Here is a 16790-nt window from a genome sequence, read left to right as displayed (position 1 = left end):
TGGCGCGCCATCCCGTTTTTTGGTTGGAAAAGGTTGGCCGAAGACTCAGCCCGGCTGCTGCCGTCGTGCCGCCATGCGCTGCCCGGCCTGGCGTAGCTCGTCCTCGCTCAGGGTGACGGCGACCAGCGGAAACAGCCAGTCCTCCTCCAGCTGGGCATGGCTGCGATAATGCGTGGTGAAGGCGTGGATGGCTTCGGCGTCGACCTGCGCCGCCGTGCCGTCCTGCAGCGCCAGCAGTTGCCGCCGCAACACCTGCCAACGTTGGCCGAACATGACGTGATCGGCGGCCAGTCGCGCCAGCGGCGTGTCGGTATCCGGCAGGCGCTGGCGCAGCAGCGGGAACAGCTCGTCTTCCTCGTCGGCGTGGTGCGCCGGGCCGGCCACGTCGAAGTAGCGCAGGATGCCCGCCACCGAGCTTTGTAGCGCCGGGGTGACGCCCTGTGCGGCAAGGTAGCCGGGCAGCTTGTCGAGCAGGCTGCAGAAGTGGCGCACCTTGTCGTGGCAGGCGCCGAGCATCTCCAGCGGCGCGTCGAAGCTGGGGGCGGCGTTCTGGCCGAGATTGTCGAGTCGCAGCATGGCGGGTTCCTGGTGGGATGGCAGGTATTTAGTGTGCCCGAGCCCGGTGCGCGGGGCCATGACCGCGCTCAAGAAACGCCGGGCAGACTGGCCGGCGCCGTGCTTCTGCACCACAATGACGGGGTGTGCGCCCGGTGGTGGCCGCCGCGTCTCTCGCTCGTTACCAAGAGTCTTCCCATGGATCAACCCTTCGTCGTACGCCCTCCCGATCTGGCCGAGCCTGGTTTGGCGGAAGCCGCGTTCCGCCTGCAGCTGGCGGCCCACCGCTTGGAACTGGCGTGGCTCGGCGAACCGCCCGACCTGCCGCTGCTGTGGGACGGCGCGGCGGCGGTGACGGCCTGCCCCTATCGCCAGCTCGCCGCGTTCGAGGGCGCCGAGCTGCGCGGCCTGCTGGTGTACGAGGAGGAGGGCGACGGCGTGCATATCCAGCGCATCGTGGTCGATCCCGCCCATTTCGGCCAGGGCTGGGGCTACCGCCTGGTGAACGCGCTGCTGGCTGTCGCGCCGCACGTCACGGTGGATACCGCCGAGGGCAATGCCGCGGCACTGCGCCTCTACGGCAAGGCCGGCTTCGTGCCGGAGCAGCGCTGGCACACGCCGGGCGGGCTGGCGCTGTGGCGGCTGGGCTACCGCCGCCCACCCGACGAGGCGGCGCTGCCGCCGCTGTCGCTCGACACTGCGGGCTGGGTGCCCGAGGCGCGCCACTGCCCCTCGCCCAACCGCGACGCCCGCGCGGCCGGGGTGGCGACGGAACTGCTGGTGGTGCACAACATCAGCCTGCCGCCGTACCGCTACGGCGGGCCGGGCGTGGAACAGCTGTTCACCAACACCCTCGACCCCGAGGCGCATCCCTACTACGCCACCATCCACCACCTGCGCGTCTCGGCACATTTCTTCATCCGCCGCGACGGCGAGCTGGTGCAGTTCGTCCCGGTCACCGAGCGCGCCTGGCACGCCGGGGTGTCGAGTTGGCGCGGGCGCGAGCGCTGCAACGATTTCTCGCTCGGGGTGGAACTGGAAGGCTGCGACTTCGAGCCGTTCGCCGACGCCCAGTACCGCACCCTGATCGCGCTGGCGCGCCTGCTCAAGCAGCAACTGGGGTTGACCGGCATGACCGGCCACGAACACATCGCCCCGGGGCGCAAGACCGACCCGGGGCCGTACTTCGACTGGGCGCGGCTGAGACGACTGGTGGACCTGCCTGCCGAGTGAGAGCCTATCCCATCAGGCGGCTGCGCCTTCGCATCTTGAGCGCCGGCAGACTGCGTGCGCATCTCCGATGCGCCCAGCGATGCGGAATCCTCATGCACTCCGTGTACATTCCGGTTCCTGTGCGCTGGCGGCACTCAACCTGCCTTGGCTCGCTCGCCTACTGGAATAGACTCTAAGCTTCCGGTCAGCCCCTGAATGACAAAACGGCCGCTGAGCGGCCGTTTTTTTGTGTTGGAGGAGGAACGTTACAGCTCGATCTGCGCGCCCAGTTCCACCACCCGGTTGGTCGGGATGTGGAAGAAGTCGGTGGCCCTGAGCGCGTTCTTGCTCATCCACACGAACAGCTGTTCGCGCCAGCGCGCCATGCCGGGGCGGGCGGTGGACAGCAGCGTCTCGCGCGACAGGAAGAACGAGGTGTCCATCACCTCGAACTCCAGCCCCTTCTGCGCGCACAGATCGAGGATTTCCTGCACGTTCGGCGTTTCCTGGAAACCGTAGAATGCCTCCACCTGCCAGAACGAATTGGACAGGCGCGCGATGCGCACCCGCTCCGCCGGGGCGACGTAAGGCACGTCTTCGCCGTGCATCGTCAGCAGTACGATGCGCTCGTGCAGTACCTTGTTGTGCTTCAGGTTGTGCAACAGCGCGTGCGGCACGCCGTGCAGCGTGCTGGTCAGGAATACCGACGTGCCCTGCACCCGGCTGGGCGGGAACGACTCCATGTTCTCGACGAAGCTGTCGAGCGGGATGGCGTGTTCGGTCAGCCGCTCGACCAGGATTTCGCGGCCGCGCTTCCAGGTCGCCATCAGCGTGAAGACCGCGAGCCCGATCAACAGCGGAAGCCAGCCGCCGGAGAACAGCTTGAGCGCGTTGGCGCTGAAGAAGCCGGTGTCGATCACCAGGAAGAACGAGGTCACCGCCAGCGCCAGCGGCTGCGGCCAGCGCCAATTGGCGCGCGCCACGATATAGGCCAGCAGCGTGGTGATCAGCATGGTGCCGGTCACCGCGATGCCGTAGGCGGCAGCCAGGTTGCCGGACGACTTGAACGCCAGCACCACCACCATCACCGCGACCAGCAGTCCCCAGTTCACGAACGGCATATAGATCTGGCCGATCTCCTTGGCCGAGGTGTGCAGGATACCCATGCGCGGGCAGTAGCCCAGCTGGATGGCCTGGCGCGTCAGCGAGTAGGCGCCGGAAATCACCGCCTGCGAGGCGATCACGGTGGCGAGCGTGGCGAGGATGATCAGCGGCATCAGTGCCCAGGACGGTGCCAACAGGTAGAACGGATTGCGGATCGCGGATGGGTCCGTCATCAGCAGGGCGCCTTGGCCGAAGTAGTTGAGCAGCAGCGCCGGCAGCACTAGGTTGAACCAGGCCAGGCGGATCGGCTTCTTGCCGAAATGCCCCATGTCGGCGTACAACGCCTCGGCCCCGGTCAGTGCCAGCACTACCGCGCCCAGTGCCAGGAAGGCGTCGTGGCCGTGCTTGACCAGGAAGTCAATGGCGTACAGCGGATTGAGCGCCGCCAGCACCTGCGGCGTGGCGACGATCTGGTTCAGGCCGAGCACGCCCAGCGTGCCGAACCAAAGCAGCATGACCGGTCCGAACAACATGCCGACGCTGGCAGTGCCGAAGCGCTGGATCAGGAACAGCGCCAGCAGCACCACGATCGACATCGGCAGCACATAGGCTTCCAGTTCCGGGGTGATCACTTCCAGCCCCTCGGCGGCGGACAGCACCGAAATCGCCGGGGTGATGATGGCGTCGCCGTAGAACAGCGCCGCGCCGAACAGCCCGAGCACCACAACCAGGCCGCGCCGCTTGCCCGAGGCGGCGTGGCGGGCCAGTGCCATCAGCGACATGATGCCGCCCTCGCCACGGTTGTCGGCCTTGAGGATGAACAGCACGTACTTGATCGTCACCACGAACAGCAGCGACCAGAAAATCATCGACAGGATGCCGAGCACGTTGCCCGGGGTGACCGGCAAGCCGTGGCCGGCAAAACATTCTTTAAGGGTATAGAGCGGGCTGGTGCCGATGTCGCCGTACACCACGCCCAGTGCGGCGAGCGTGATGCCCGCCAGCGCCTGCTTGCTGTGTGCTTGCATAATGGTCTGTTTTTTGCCGTTTTTATGGCAGCAAGCCGTGTTGCGCGGAAGGTTGCTGCAGTGCGGTAGATGGTCAACGAGCGCGAAGCTTACTCCTGTGCCGTGACAGTGCAAAGAGCCGGCCGGTAATTGCCCCGGCAGGCCGGGGATTCTGTCGGGAGCCTGCCACAGGCCGGGAAACGGCGCCAGGGCCGGCGGCGGCCGGGAGCGGTGCGCCGCTTCCCCACGGGCGGCGCAAACCGCTACAATCAATGCCATTTATCGGAATTTCCAAGGACATCCCGCCATGCGCGCCTCGCAGTTTTTCATCTCCACCCTGAAAGAAGCTCCCGCCGACGCCGACATCGTCAGCCAGAAACTGATGCTGCGCGCCGGCTTCATCCGCAAGGCCGCCGCCGGCATCTACTCCTGGATGCCGATGGGGCTCAAGAGCCTGCGCAAGGTGGAAGCGATCGTGCGCGAGGAAATGAATCGCGCCGGCGCCATCGAGGTCATCATGCCGATCGTGCAGCCGGCCGGGCTGTGGCAGGAAACCGGGCGCTGGGACACCATGGGCGAGGAGATGCTGCGCTTCAAGGACCGCCACGAGCGCGACTTCGTGATCCAGCCGACCTCCGAGGAAGTAGTCACCGACCTGATCCGCGGCGAACTGAAGAGCTACCGCGCGCTGCCGAAGAACTTCTACCAGATCCAGACCAAGTTCCGCGACGAGCGCCGTCCGCGTTTCGGCGTGATGCGCGGCCGTGAATTCACCATGAAGGACGCCTACTCCTTCGACCGCAGCGCCGACGCCGCCGGCGTCAGCTACGACAATATGTACGCCGCCTACTGCAAGATCTTCGACCGCATCGGCCTGACCTACCGCGCCGTGGCGGCCGATACCGGCGCCATCGGCGGCGACCGCTCGCACGAATTCCAGGTGATCGCCGCCACCGGCGAGGACGCCATCATCTACTGCCCGGACTCCGACTACGCCGCCAACATCGAACTGGCCGAAGCCGTGGCCCCGGCCGGCGAGCGTCCGGCTCCCGGCGCCGCCATGGAAAAGGTGTACACGCCGAAGGTCAAGACCATCGCCGACCTGGTGGACTTCCTCAAGGTCGACATCAAACAGACCGTCAAGGCGGTGGTGGTGGACGGCGATGGCGAAGACGGCCAGCCGGTGCTGCTGCTGGTACGCGGCGACCACGAACTGAACGAGGTCAAGGCCGGCAAGCTGGCTGGTGTGAAGAGCCCGCTCACCTTCGCCAGCCCGGACTCCATCCGTGCCGCTTTCGGCGCCAACCCGGGTTCGCTCGGTCCGGTCAACTTCCCGGGCAAGGTCTACGCCGACCGCACCGTGGCCAAGATGGCCGACATGATCACCGGCGCCAACGAGGACGACCAGCACTTCACCGGCGTCAACTTCGGCCGCGACTGCCCGGAACCGATCGTCGCCGACATCCGCAACGTGGTAGCTGGCGACCCGAGCCCGGACGGCAAGGGCGTGCTGGCCATCGAGCGCGGCATCGAGGTCGGCCACGTGTTCTACCTCGGCACCAAGTACTCCGAGGCGATGAACGCCACCTTCCTCGATGAAGACGGCAAGCCCAAGTTCTTCGAGATGGGCTGTTACGGCATCGGCGTGACCCGTATCCTGGGCGCCGCCATCGAGCAGAACTTCGACGCCAAGGGCATCATCTGGCCGGACGCCATCGCACCGTTCACCGTGGTGCTGTGCCCGGTCGGCTACGACCGCTCGGCCGAGGTCAAGGCCGCCGCCGACAAGCTCTACGGCGATCTCGTCGCCAACGGCGTGGACGTCATCCTCGACGACCGCGGCGAGCGCCCGGGCGCGATGTTCGCCGACTGGGAGCTGATCGGCGTGCCGCACCGCGTCACCATCGGCGACCGCGGCCTCAAGGAAGGCAAGGTCGAATACCAGCACCGCCGCGACAGCGAAGCCACTGGCATGGCCGTCGATGCTATTCTGGAGCATGTGCTAGCCAAACTGGGTAAGTGATGCCTGCTGCCGCTCGTTCCGCCATCTCGCCTTGTCGGCCGCGCCGTACGACGCCGAGTCGTCCGTTCGGTGCGCTCGCACGCTGGCTGAGACAAGGGGCGAGGCGCGAGGGACGGGCCGCTCTCCTGGCGCTGGCGCTGTGCGCAGCGGTGCCGGCCTGGGCCGGCGCGCAGCGCGAGGAAGCGTTGTCGGCCAACGTGGCCTCGGCGATGCGGCGCTCGGTGAACGACGCCAACGCGCCGCGGCTGGTGTTCGACGACGCGCGCGAAGGCCAGGCCTGGCTCGCCGAGATGTCGCGCCGCCTGGAAAAACGCATCCCCGATGCCTGGATGCGCCAGCGCCTGCTCACCGCCATCCAGTACGAGGCCAGCCGCGCCGGCCTCGACCCGCAGCTGGTGCTGGGGCTGATCCAGGTCGAGAGCGGCTTCAAAAAGTACGCCATCTCCGGCGCCGGCGCGCGCGGGCTGATGCAGGTGATGCCGTTCTGGGTGCGCCATATCGGCAACAGCGAGCACAACCTGTTCGAACTCACCACCAACCTGCGCTACGGCTGCACCATCCTGCGCCACTACCTCGACCTGGAGCGCGGCAACCTGTTCCGCGCGCTGGGACGTTACAACGGCAGCCTCGGCCGCCCGGAGTACCCCAACCTGGTGCTGGGCGCCTGGCGCGCCCATTGGCAGTGGCAGCCGCCGGCGGCCCTGCGCACCGCCCGGCTGGAGTCGGGCGCCACCCAGGACTGAGTCGTCTTCCCGCACGCCACCGCCCGGTGGCGTTCAGGCTGCTGCATAGTGCTTTGATGCGTTGTTACAGGAACCGGCAAAGCCGGGCCTCTCCATTTCAGTAGTTCATTCCGCAGCCTGCCCATCTATTCCCAATCCTTCGCTGAGCCAATCTATCGCTGGGCCAATCTTCGATTGGCCCAGCGATAGATTGGCACGCAGTCCGCCCTTGCCCTGCAAGGGGGCCTCGCTACGCTCGAGATGGATTGCCAACAATCTGCAAATCACCATTCGGTAGCTTTTCATGGGCGCCTGCCGGCGCGAACTGCCATGATGAAGCACGGACGATGTTCTAAGGAGCCCGGCATGAAAACCGCCATTCGGGGGGCGCTGCTCACCTTCCGCCGCGACCCGCTGCTGGCCGGCGTCGAGGCCGGCATGGTTTACGAGTCGGACGGCGTGGTGGTGATCGAGGCGGGCAGCATCGCCGCCATCGGGCCGGCGGCGACGCTGCTACCCGTGCTCGGCGCCGACGTCGCCGTGACCCACTATCCGGACCATCTGATCCTGCCCGGCTTCATCGATTGTCACGTGCACTACCCGCAGACCGAGATGATCGCCGCCTACGGCGAGCAGCTGATCGACTGGCTCAACCACTACACCTTCGTCACCGAGCAGGCGTTCGCCGACAAGTCGCACGCCGCCGCGGTGGCCGAGGTGTTTCTCGCCGAGCAGCTGCGCCACGGCGTGACCAGCTCGGCGGTGTTCTGCACCGTGCACCCGGACTCCGTCGACGCCCTGTTCGAGGCGGCCGACCGGCGCCAGATGCGGCTCCTGGCCGGCAAGGTCTGCATGGACCAGTACGCCCCGGCCGAACTGCTCGACAGTGCCGAGCGCGCCTACGCCGAGTCCAAGGCGCTGATCGAACGCTGGCACCGCCGCGGCCGCGCCGAGTACGTCATCACCCCGCGCTTCGCGCCGACCTCGTCGGTGGCGCAGCTGGAGGCGCTGGGGGCGCTGGCAGCGGAATACCCTGACATGGCGATCCAGTCGCACCTGGCGGAGACGCCGGGCGAGATCGCCTGGGTCAAGTCGCTGCACCCGGACTGTCCGCACTACACCGCGGTCTACCAGCGCTACGGTCTGTTGCGGCCGCGCGCCGTGTACGGTCACGGCGTGCACCTGGCAGACGAGGAATTGCAACTGCTCTACGACAGCGGCGCCAGCCTGGCGCACTGCCCCAGTTCCAACGCCTTTCTCGGCTCCGGCAGCTTCGACCTGCGCCGCGCCCGCGCCGTGCCGCGCCCGGTGCGGGTCGGGCTGGCCACCGACCTGGGCGCCGGCACCAGCTTCTCGATGCTGCAGACCATGCGCTCGGCCTACGAGGCGGCGCAGGCGCATGGTGTCGCGCTGTCGGCGCCGCAGGCGTTCTACCTCGCCACGCGCGGCAGTGCCGAGGCGCTGGGCATCGCGGACAAGGTGGGGTCGATCGAGGTCGGGCTGGAGGCCGACCTGGTGGTGCTCAACCTGCGTTCCACCCCGTTGATCGACTTTCGCATGCGCTACGTCCGGGACATCGAGGAGGCGCTGTTCGTGCAGATGATCCTGGGGGACGACCGTGCCATCGCCGCCGCCTACGTGGCGGGCCGGCTGCAGCCCGCGGCCGGCTCGGCGGAGTGAGAAAACGAAAACGCTTCGGCCAACCTTTGAAGGTTGGCCGAAGCGCTTTGTCTTGGCGGCGCCGGCACCCTACGCCCTGCGCCGGGGTGCCGTTCTTGCCCGGTGTTACGCCTTCTGGCGCGGCGGCAGCAGAATCTGGCGCGTGCCGGCCAGCTGGTCGTGCAGGAATTGGCGCTCCTTGTCGTGGAACGCCGCCAGGAACGGAATCAGCCACCACAGCAGCGGCAGCCAGCGCGCCTCGGGCGTGTGGCCAACGGCGCGCTCCCAGCCTAGGTAGCTCAATAGCGGCAGGCCGACGAACAGTGCCAGCGCCACCAGGTAGCGCCCCAGCGCCTGTGGCCAGCCCACGGTTCCGCCGTCGCGCCCCACCAGCTTGATGCGCCAGGTCTTCATCGCTACGGTCTGGCCGCGCCGTACCCACGACAGACCGAAATAACCGAACAGCACCGCCGCCAGAAACAGGCGGAACAGCTGCTCGAGCCAGAACGAGGCGCCGAGCCAGGCCTTGAGCGGGGTGAACAGGGCCGAGGCGAGCAGCAGCACCGCCAGCATCAGCAACAGTTCGTACAGCAGGCAGCACAGGCGACGGGTCAAGCCGGGAGTGGTCAGGGAAGATGTCATGCCGGAAACGGGAACGGTTGGTCGGGGCGAGGGCGCGCGCTCTTCCGCACGCTGTCAGAACGCAATGGTAGCAGAGCCCGATGGCGGCGGATACCGCCCCGGGGGGCGCCTTAACCATTGGATTTGCGTGGATTTTGCATGTGCACAAAAGCCCTTGACCGGTCTTTCCAAGATAGGCTAAGGTCAGAGGCTATAACGGGACAAAACCACCACATAAAAGAGGCAACGATGCAGATTTCGGGCGCGGAGATCGTAGTCCGCTGCCTGCAGGAAGAAGGAGTCGAGTTTGTTTTCGGCTACCCCGGCGGCGCGGTACTAGAAATTTATGATGCCATCTTCAAGCAGAACCAGTTCAAGCATGTCCTGGTGCGGCACGAGCAGGCAGCGGTGCATGCCGCCGACGCCTACTCGCGTTCCAGCGACAAGGTCGGCGTGGCACTGGTCACTTCCGGTCCGGGCGCGACCAATGCCGTGACCGGCATTGCCACCGCCTACATGGACTCGATTCCGATGGTCGTGCTGTCTGGCCAGGTGTCGACTCCGGCCATCGGTCTGGATGCCTTCCAGGAAGTCGACATGGTCGGCATCACCCGGCCGTGCGTGAAGCACAACTTCCTGGTCAAGGACATCAACGAGCTGGCGGAAACCATCAAGAAGGCGTTCTACATCGCCAAGACCGGTCGCCCCGGTCCGGTGGTGGTCGACATCCCCAAGGATGTGACGCAGAAGCTGGCCGAGTTCCACTATCCGGAAAGCGTCAGCATCCGCTCCTACGTGCCGGTGCTGCGCGGCCATCCGGGCCAGATCCGCAAGGCCGTCAACCTGCTGCTGGAAGCCAAGCGCCCCTACGTCTACGTCGGCGGCGGCGCGGTGCAGGGCGGGGCGGAGCAGGAAGTCACCGAGCTGGTGCGCTCGCTCGGGCTGCCGTGCACCAACACCCTGATGGGCCTGGGCGCCTATCCGGGCAGCGATCCGCAGTTCCTCGGCATGCTTGGCATGCACGGCACCTATGAAGCCAACATGGCAATGCAGAACTGCGACGTGCTGCTTGCCGTGGGTGCCCGCTTCGACGACCGCGTGATCAGCGTGCCGTCGCACTTCCTGTCCAAGCCGAAGAAGATCATCCACATCGACGTCGATCCGTCCTCCATCGCCAAGCGCGTCAAGGTCGACGTGCCCATCGTCGGCGACGTCAAGCACGTGCTGCGCGACATGCTCGAACAGTTCCGGGAAGGCGGCAAGAAGCCCGATGCCGGCGCCCTGGCGGCGTGGTGGAAACAGATCGAGGAATGGCGTGCGCCCAATTCGCTGCTGTATGCCCCCTCCGACGAGCTGATCAAGCCGCAGTACGTGGTGCAGAAGCTTTACGAAATCACCGGCGGCGATGCCATCATCACCTCCGACGTCGGCCAGCACCAGATGTGGGCGGCGCAGTACTACAAGTTCGACCGGCCCAAGCAGTGGCTCAACTCCGGTGGCCTCGGCACCATGGGCTTCGGCCTGCCTGCCGCGATTGGCGCCCAGCTCGCCAACCCGGACAAGGCCGTCGCCTGCATCACCGGCGAGGGCTCGATCCAGATGAACATTCAGGAACTGTCCACCGCCAAGCAGTACCACACCCCGGTCAAGGTCATCAGCCTGAACAACCGCTACCTGGGCATGGTGCGCCAGTGGCAGGAGCTGTTCTACGGCACGCGCTACTCCGAGTCGTACATGGACGCGCTGCCGGATTTCGTTAAGATCGCCGAAGCCTACGGCCACATCGGCTTCAAGGTCGAGAATCCGGCCGACGTCGAGCCGGTGCTGCGCGAAGCCTTCAGCCCGGCGCTGAAGGAGCGCCTGGTGTTCCTGGACTTCCGTACCGATCAGTCGGAAAACGTCTACCCGATGATTGGCAATGGCAAGGGCCTGGACGAAATGGACCTGCCGCCACATATGAGGAAAACCGACGAGCCGGGTGCCGAACGCGACTACGGCAACCTGTGCTGATTGAAGGGCGGACAAATGCGACATATTCTTTCCATTCTTTTGGAGAATGAAGCGGGGGCTCTTTCCCGCGTAGTGGGCCTGTTTTCGGCCCGGGCGTACAATATCGACTCCCTGACGGTGTCCACGACCGAGGACCGGACACTGTCGCGCATGACGATCGTCACGCACGGCTCCGACGACGTTATCGAGCAGATCACCAAGCAGCTCAACAAGCTGATCGAGGTGGTCAAGGTGATAGACCTCAACGAATCCGAGCACATCGAACGGGAGATGATGCTGATCAAGGTGCGCGCTACCGGCAAAGACCGGGAAGAAATGAAGCGCATGGCGGATATCTTCCGCGGTCGCATCATCGACGTAACGGAAAAGACTTACACCATCGAGCTGACCGGTACGAGCGACAAGCTGAATGCCTTTATCGAGGCGATCGACCGCACAGTGATCCTGGAGACGGTTCGTACTGGCGCATCCGGCATTGGCCGAGGTGAGCGGGTTCTGAAAATCTGATAAATCGATCAATACGGGCGGAGTCGTCTCCGCCCGGCTGAAGGGAAAGACAAAAATGAAAGTGTTTTACGACAAGGACGCCGATCTGTCGATCATCAAAGGCCTGCAGGTGACCATCGTTGGCTACGGTTCGCAAGGCCACGCCCACGCCCAGAACCTGAAGGACTCGGGTGTCAACGTTACCGTTGCCCTGCGCAAGGATGGCGCTTCGTGGAACAAGGCGGTCAACGCCGGCCATCAGGTGAAGGAAGTTGCCGAGGCAGTGAAGGAAGCCGACGTCGTCATGATCCTGCTGCCGGACGAGTCGCAGCCGGACGTGTACCGCAAGGACATCGAGCCGAACCTGAAGCAAGGTGCGGTGCTGGCCTTCGCTCACGGCTTCAACGTGCACTACAACCAGATCGTGCCGCGCGCCGACCTGGACGTGGTCATGGTTGCCCCGAAAGGCCCGGGCCACACCGTGCGCTCCGAGTACGTCAAGGGCGGCGGCGTGCCGACCCTGATCGCCGTGTACCAGGACAAGTCCGGCAAGGCCCGTGACATCGCTCTGTCCTACGCTGCGGCCAACGGCGGCACCAAGGGTGGCGTGATCGAAACCAACTTCCGTGAAGAAACCGAAACCGACCTGTTCGGCGAACAGGCTGTGCTGTGCGGCGGCGCGGTGGAACTGGTGAAAGCCGGTTTCGAAACCCTGACCGAAGCCGGCTACGCGCCGGAAATGGCTTACTTTGAGTGCCTGCACGAACTGAAGCTGATCGTCGACCTGATGTACGAAGGCGGCATCGCCAACATGAACTACTCCATCTCCAACAACGCGGAGTATGGCGAGTACGTGACCGGCCCGGAAGTGGTGACCTCTGCCACCAAGGAAGCGATGAAGAAAGCGCTGTACCGCATCCAGTCGGGTGAATACGCCAAGATGTTCATCCTGGAAGGCAAGACCAACTACCCGAGCATGACCGCTCGTCGTCGTCTGACCGCCGATCATCCGATCGAGAAGGTAGGTGCCGAACTGCGTGCAATGATGCCGTGGATCGCCAAGAACAAACTGGTGGACCAGTCCAAGAACTGATTGACGTGCAGTTTGGCTAGTGAGGCCGGGGTTTCCCCGGCCTTTTTTCTTGCCCGGAAGCCGCGTCCGCCTGCGGATACTTCCAGTACGGGCGCACTCGGCGGGGCAGTGCCGGACGTGGTGGGCGATGAGAGGGGGCTGGGTGAGATGCGGCGCGTGGCCTGGTTGGCATGCCCGCCTTGAGCGTGGCGGGTGGGGTGGGCTAGGCACCCACTGCACCGGCGGGGCCGGCGCAGCCTGGTCTGGGTGTGTTGTCTGGCGGTTGGCTCGCCGGCACTCAGTCGGCCATGGCCTCGCCCATGCGCACCGCGCGGCCGGGCGCCCAGTCGGCATTGAACTGCAGCGGTCCATGCGGGAACAGCAGCACCACGGTTGAGCCGAGCAGGAAGCGTCCCATCTCCTCGCCCTGTTTCAGGGTGATGTTCTGGTCGTGGTAGTCCCAGTGGCGCACGTCGGCGCTGCGTGGCGGGTTGATCGCTCCGTGCCACACCGTGGCCATGCTGCCGACGATGGTGGCTCCCACCAGCACCAGCGCGAACGGGCCATGCGGCGAGTCGAAATGGCACACCACGCGCTCGTTGCGCGCGAACAGCGCGTCGACGCCGCGTGCCGTGGCCGGGTTCACCGAATACAGTTCGCCCGGTACGTAGCTCATCGACAGCAGGCGGCCGTCGCACGGCATATGGATGCGGTGGTAGTCGCGCGGGCTGAGGTAGATGGTGGCGAACAGGCCGTCGTCGAACTGGCGCGCCTGCGCCGCGTCGCCGGCGAGCAGGGCGGTGCTGCTGAAGGATTTGCCCTTGGCCTGGAAGATCTGGTCGCGTTTGATGTTGCCGAACTGGCTGATGGCGCCATCCACCGGGCAGACCAGCCGCGTCGTCGCCAGTGGGCGCACGCCGGGCTGCAAGGCGCGGGTAAAGAAGTCGTTGAAGCTGGCGTAGGCGCCGGGTTGGCGTGCGGCGGCTTCTGCCATGTTGACGTCGTAGCGGGCAATGAAGCGGCGTATCATCCACTGTGTCAGGGCGCCAGCGCGCTGGCGCGCGACGAAACCGAACAGGCGAGTGATCAGGAGCTTGGGCAGCAGGTGCTGCAGCAGGACGAAGAGGCGCTCTGACAAGGGCGGGTTCCCAAAAGTTCGGTCAAAGCGGCAAAGTATAGCCTATTCGCCTGCCGGCCGCGCTGGGCGGGCTGGCAAGGCCGACAAGGTGTTGCCCGCCCGCCGCGCCGGTCGCGTTACAATAGCGGGCTAAGAACCGGTTAGCGCTCTTCGTGTGGTCCGCTGGAGAGGGTAAGGCAGGCATCTTTATTGATTGTGCCTTGTCCGGCGCGGACTTGTCCTCGGCGGGGTCGGCCCTGGCTGTCATGCCGTCGGCCACGTGTCGGGCCGATGCCCTCCGTCCAAAGATTGTAAGCCGATTCGTTGATACCAACCGCAACGGTGCCTTGGTGCCGTTGTATTCTGCGGAAAGTGAAGATGCAGACTTCTGTCACACCCAGCCGGGAAAAGCCGACGCTCCGGCGCCAGGGCATTTACCTGTTGCCCAACCTGTTCACGCTGGCCGCGCTGTTCGCCGGTTTCTACGCCGTGGTGCAGGGCATGAACAAGAATTTCGAATACGCTGCGATGGCGATCTTCATCGCCATGGTGCTGGACGGGCTGGATGGCCGCGTGGCACGGCTGACGCACAGCCAGAGCGCCTTCGGTGCGGAGTTCGACAGTCTCTCCGACATGGTCAGCTTCGGCGTGGCGCCGGCCCTGGTGGCGTACGAGTGGATGTTGCGTGGGCTGGGCAAGCTGGGCTGGATGGTGGCCTTTATCTATTGCGCCGGCGCTGCACTGCGCCTGGCGCGCTTCAATACCATGATCGGCACCGCCGACAAGCGCTGGTTCACCGGTATTCCGAGCCCGGCAGCGGCAGCGCTGGTGGCCGGGCTGGTGTGGATCTGCCACGAGTACGGTTACAACGACCTGGCGATCCTGCCGTGGGTGGCGCTGGGCTTCACCGCGTTCGCGGGTATCTCCATGGTGACCAACGTCAAGTTCTGGAGCTTCAAGGAGATTCACCTGCGCCGCAAGGTGCCGTTTGTCGCCATGCTGGTGGTGGTGCTGGTGATCCTGCTGCTGGTGTCGAAGCCGCCGCTGGTGCTGTTCGGTTTCTTCGTCGGCTATGGCCTGTCCGGCTACGTGATGGCGTTGCTTGGCCTGTCGCGCAGCAAGAACGGGGGCGGCAGCGCAGTGTCTCCGGAGCAGTAAGCAGCCCATTGTGGGATGCAGGAGGAAAAGGCGGCCTTGGCCGCCTTTTTTGCATGCGTGGAGAGGCATGGACGTTTTACTGTCGTGTTACGTTGGACTTAATGTCTAATATTTGTTGGTTGGACACACCGAAATGAGTTGTTCGTCGAAACGGTGGACGTTTATGTTTGACATTGTGTCGTGCTGTCAGTATTGTGAAACCCATAACGCAGCAGGAGCTGGGCATGCAATTGGACATTGAGCGTCTGATCGCCAACTTTGGCGGACCGAGCGAGTTGGCTGAGGCGCTGAACGCGGCGTTTCCGGATGAACCGGTCTCCCGCGCGGCGATTTACAAGTGGCGCGAGCGCGGCAGTCTGCCGCTCGCCCAGTTGAACAAGCTGGCGCAACTGGCCGCCAGCCAGGGCAGAAGATTCGACTTCAACGACTATCTGAGCGGCACCGCGGCGGTGCCGGGACAAGGGAAGGGTTTCAACATGGGCGATCGTTTGTACATCTTCGACACCACCTTGCGCGACGGCGAGCAGAGCCCCGGCGCCTCGATGACCAAGGAAGAGAAAATCCGCATCGCCCGCCAGCTGGAACGCCTGGGCGTGGACGTGATCGAGGCCGGCTTCGCCGCGGCGAGCCCGGGTGATGCCGACGCCATCCACGCCATTGCCGAAGTGATCAAGGAATCCACCGTCTGTTCGCTGGCGCGGGCCAACGAGCGCGACGTGCGCGCCGCCGGCGAGGCGATCAAGCCGGCCGCCAAGGGCCGCATCCACACCTTCATCGCCACCAGCCCGATCCACATGGAGAAGAAGCTGCGCATGACGCCGGACCAGGTAGTCGAGGCGGCGGTGAAGGCGGTGAAGATTGCCCGCGAGTATACCGACGACGTCGAATTCTCGGCTGAGGACGCCTTGCGTTCGGATATCGACTTCCTTGCCCGCATCTTCGGCGCGGTGATCGAGGCTGGCGCCACCACGCTGAACGTGCCGGATACCGTCGGCTACGCCGTGCCGCGTGTCACCGAGGCGTTCTTCCGTGAGCTGATCGCCAAGACCCCGGGCGGCGACAAGGTGATCTGGTCGGCGCACTGTCACAACGACCTGGGCATGGCGGTGGCCAATAGCCTGGCCGCGGTGCTGGGCGGGGCGCGCCAGGTGGAGTGCACCATCAACGGTCTGGGCGAGCGCGCCGGCAACGCCGCGCTGGAAGAGATCGTGATGGCGGTGCGCACCCGCAAGGACATCTTTGCCGTCGATACCCGCGTCGATGCCACCCAGATCGTGCCGTCGTCCAAGCTGGTGTCGACCATCACCGGCTACCCGGTGCAGCCGAACAAGGCCATCGTCGGCGCTAACGCCTTTGCCCACGAGTCCGGCATCCACCAGGACGGCGTGCTGAAGCATCGCGAGACCTACGAGATCATGTCGGCGGAGAGTGTGGGCTGGTCCACCAACCGTCTGACCCTGGGCAAGCTGTCCGGCCGCAACGCCTTCAAGACCAAGCTGGCGGAACTGGGCATCGTGCTGTCCAGCGAGGAGGCGCTCAACGCCGCCTTCGCCCGCTTCAAGGAACTGGCCGACAAGAAGCGCGAGATTTTCGACGAGGATCTGCAGGCGCTGGTGTCGGACGAGATGGTGGCGATCGACCAGGAAGAGTTCAAGTTCGTCTCGCTCAAGGTCAATACCGAGACCGGTGAACTGCCGCGGGCCGAGATCGTGTTCAACGAGCGCGGGGCCGAGCAGCGTGCCGTCAGCAGCGGTTCCGGCCCGGTGGACGCGGTGTTCAAGGCGATCGAGAGCGTGGCCAAGAGCGATTCCGAGCTGGAGCTGTACTCGGTCAACGCCGTGACCAAGGGCACCGAGTCGCTGGGCGAGGTGACGGTGCGTCTGGCGCGCGACGGCCGCATCGTCAACGGCCAGGGCGCCGATACCGACGTGATCGTCGCCAGTGCCAAGGCTTATCTTTCCGCACTCAACAAGCTGGCCAGCAAGTTGGAGCGCGTTAATCCGCAAGGCGAGGTGTGACGTTACCGCGTCCCCACCATTTCTAG

General features: G+C 65.2%; 13 protein-coding genes and 1 pseudogene. 10 read left to right on the top strand and 4 right to left on the bottom strand.

Annotation, left to right across the window (positions count from 1 at the left end; all coding sequences use genetic code 11):
- Positions 1-45: 45 nt before the first annotated feature.
- On the bottom strand, positions 46-576 hold the full coding sequence (locus B9N72_RS13600; RefSeq protein ID WP_085276856.1) for a hemerythrin domain-containing protein: 531 nt from the start codon (positions 574-576) through the stop codon (positions 46-48).
- A 177-nt stretch (positions 577-753) separates the two neighbouring features.
- Between B9N72_RS13600 and B9N72_RS21455 the strand changes: the two are divergent.
- Positions 754-1140, top strand: a pseudogene (locus B9N72_RS21455) (GNAT family N-acetyltransferase); the annotation flags it as partial.
- Positions 1141-1239: 99 nt separating this feature from the next.
- Positions 1240-1788: a 1,6-anhydro-N-acetylmuramyl-L-alanine amidase AmpD gene (gene ampD / locus B9N72_RS21450; protein ID WP_234985992.1), complete on the top strand. Its 549-nt coding sequence runs from the start codon at positions 1240-1242 to the stop codon at positions 1786-1788.
- A gap of 245 nt (positions 1789-2033) precedes the next feature.
- Here ampD and kup read toward each other — a convergent pair whose 3' ends face one another.
- Positions 2034-3899, bottom strand: a complete 1866-nt coding sequence (gene kup, locus B9N72_RS13590; protein ID WP_085276854.1) for a low affinity potassium transporter Kup — start codon at positions 3897-3899, stop codon at positions 2034-2036.
- A 286-nt stretch (positions 3900-4185) separates the two neighbouring features.
- On the opposite strand from kup, the gene B9N72_RS13585 reads away from it, so the two are divergent.
- From B9N72_RS13585 to guaD, 3 genes are all read left to right on the top strand, one after another.
- A complete protein-coding gene (locus B9N72_RS13585) occupies positions 4186-5901 on the top strand; it encodes a proline--tRNA ligase (RefSeq protein ID WP_085276853.1) in 1716 nt (571 codons plus the stop codon).
- Positions 5901-6644 (top strand): lytic transglycosylase domain-containing protein, encoded by a 744-nt coding sequence (locus B9N72_RS13580; RefSeq protein ID WP_234985987.1) that lies wholly within the window; start codon positions 5901-5903, stop codon positions 6642-6644. Before B9N72_RS13585 ends, B9N72_RS13580 begins: the two co-directional genes overlap by 1 nt.
- 345 nt (positions 6645-6989) lie before the next feature.
- Positions 6990-8303, top strand: coding sequence for a guanine deaminase (guaD, locus tag B9N72_RS13575; RefSeq protein WP_085276852.1), 1314 nt, complete (start codon positions 6990-6992; stop codon positions 8301-8303).
- Positions 8304-8408: 105 nt separating this feature from the next.
- Here guaD and B9N72_RS13570 read toward each other — a convergent pair whose 3' ends face one another.
- Complete coding sequence (locus B9N72_RS13570) at positions 8409-8924, bottom strand: RDD family protein (RefSeq protein WP_085276851.1); 516 nt, start codon at positions 8922-8924, stop codon at positions 8409-8411.
- Between the two features lie 228 nt (positions 8925-9152).
- On the opposite strand from B9N72_RS13570, the gene ilvB reads away from it, so the two are divergent.
- Genes ilvB through ilvC form a run of 3 tightly spaced genes read left to right on the top strand, consistent with a single transcriptional unit; the run spans position 9153 to position 12492 of the window.
- Complete coding sequence (ilvB, locus tag B9N72_RS13565) at positions 9153-10913, top strand: biosynthetic-type acetolactate synthase large subunit (protein ID WP_085276850.1); 1761 nt, start codon at positions 9153-9155, stop codon at positions 10911-10913.
- 15 nt (positions 10914-10928) lie between these two features.
- Positions 10929-11420 carry an acetolactate synthase small subunit gene (ilvN, locus tag B9N72_RS13560; protein WP_008952097.1) on the top strand — a complete coding sequence of 164 codons (492 nt, stop codon included), beginning with the start codon at positions 10929-10931 and terminating at the stop codon, positions 11418-11420.
- Positions 11421-11475: 55 nt separating this feature from the next.
- Positions 11476-12492, top strand: a complete 1017-nt coding sequence (gene ilvC / locus B9N72_RS13555; RefSeq protein WP_085276849.1) for a ketol-acid reductoisomerase — start codon at positions 11476-11478, stop codon at positions 12490-12492.
- 277 nt (positions 12493-12769) lie between these two features.
- On the opposite strand, the gene asd is transcribed toward ilvC, so the two are convergent.
- A complete protein-coding gene (gene asd, locus B9N72_RS13550; RefSeq protein WP_085276848.1) occupies positions 12770-13609 on the bottom strand; it encodes an archaetidylserine decarboxylase in 840 nt (279 codons plus the stop codon).
- 357 nt (positions 13610-13966) lie between these two features.
- On the opposite strand from asd, the gene pssA reads away from it, so the two are divergent.
- The gene (gene pssA, locus B9N72_RS13545; RefSeq protein WP_085276847.1) at positions 13967-14746 is read left to right on the top strand and encodes a CDP-diacylglycerol--serine O-phosphatidyltransferase; all 780 of its coding nucleotides are present in this window, start codon (positions 13967-13969) and stop codon (positions 14744-14746) included.
- Between the two features lie 224 nt (positions 14747-14970).
- A complete protein-coding gene (locus B9N72_RS13540; RefSeq protein WP_085276846.1) occupies positions 14971-16764 on the top strand; it encodes a 2-isopropylmalate synthase in 1794 nt (597 codons plus the stop codon).
- Positions 16765-16790: the final 26 nt, after the last annotated feature.

Source organism: Pseudogulbenkiania subflava DSM 22618 (assembly GCF_900177275.1).
Classification (GTDB): Bacteria; Pseudomonadota; Gammaproteobacteria; order Burkholderiales; family Chromobacteriaceae; genus Pseudogulbenkiania; species Pseudogulbenkiania subflava.
This window is presented reverse-complemented; position numbering and strand designations above follow the sequence as displayed.

Excerpts from the sequence above, each read along its gene's own strand:
- pssA (WP_085276847.1), top strand. The coding sequence starts at position 13,967 with ATGCAGACTTCTGTCACACCCAGCCGGGAAAAGCCGACGCTCCGGCGC.
- B9N72_RS13600 (WP_085276856.1), bottom strand. The coding sequence starts at position 576 with ATGCTGCGACTCGACAATCTCGGCCAGAACGCCGCCCCCAGCTTCGAC.
- guaD (WP_085276852.1), top strand. The coding sequence starts at position 6,990 with ATGAAAACCGCCATTCGGGGGGCGCTGCTCACCTTCCGCCGCGACCCG.
- ilvN (WP_008952097.1), top strand. The coding sequence starts at position 10,929 with ATGCGACATATTCTTTCCATTCTTTTGGAGAATGAAGCGGGGGCTCTT.
- B9N72_RS13540 (WP_085276846.1), top strand. The coding sequence starts at position 14,971 with ATGCAATTGGACATTGAGCGTCTGATCGCCAACTTTGGCGGACCGAGC.
- B9N72_RS13585 (WP_085276853.1), top strand. The coding sequence starts at position 4,186 with ATGCGCGCCTCGCAGTTTTTCATCTCCACCCTGAAAGAAGCTCCCGCC.
- ilvB (WP_085276850.1), top strand. The coding sequence starts at position 9,153 with ATGCAGATTTCGGGCGCGGAGATCGTAGTCCGCTGCCTGCAGGAAGAA.
- kup (WP_085276854.1), bottom strand. The coding sequence starts at position 3,899 with ATGCAAGCACACAGCAAGCAGGCGCTGGCGGGCATCACGCTCGCCGCA.
- ilvC (WP_085276849.1), top strand. The coding sequence starts at position 11,476 with ATGAAAGTGTTTTACGACAAGGACGCCGATCTGTCGATCATCAAAGGC.
- B9N72_RS13580 (WP_234985987.1), top strand. The coding sequence starts at position 5,901 with ATGCCTGCTGCCGCTCGTTCCGCCATCTCGCCTTGTCGGCCGCGCCGT.
- B9N72_RS13570 (WP_085276851.1), bottom strand. The coding sequence starts at position 8,924 with ATGACATCTTCCCTGACCACTCCCGGCTTGACCCGTCGCCTGTGCTGC.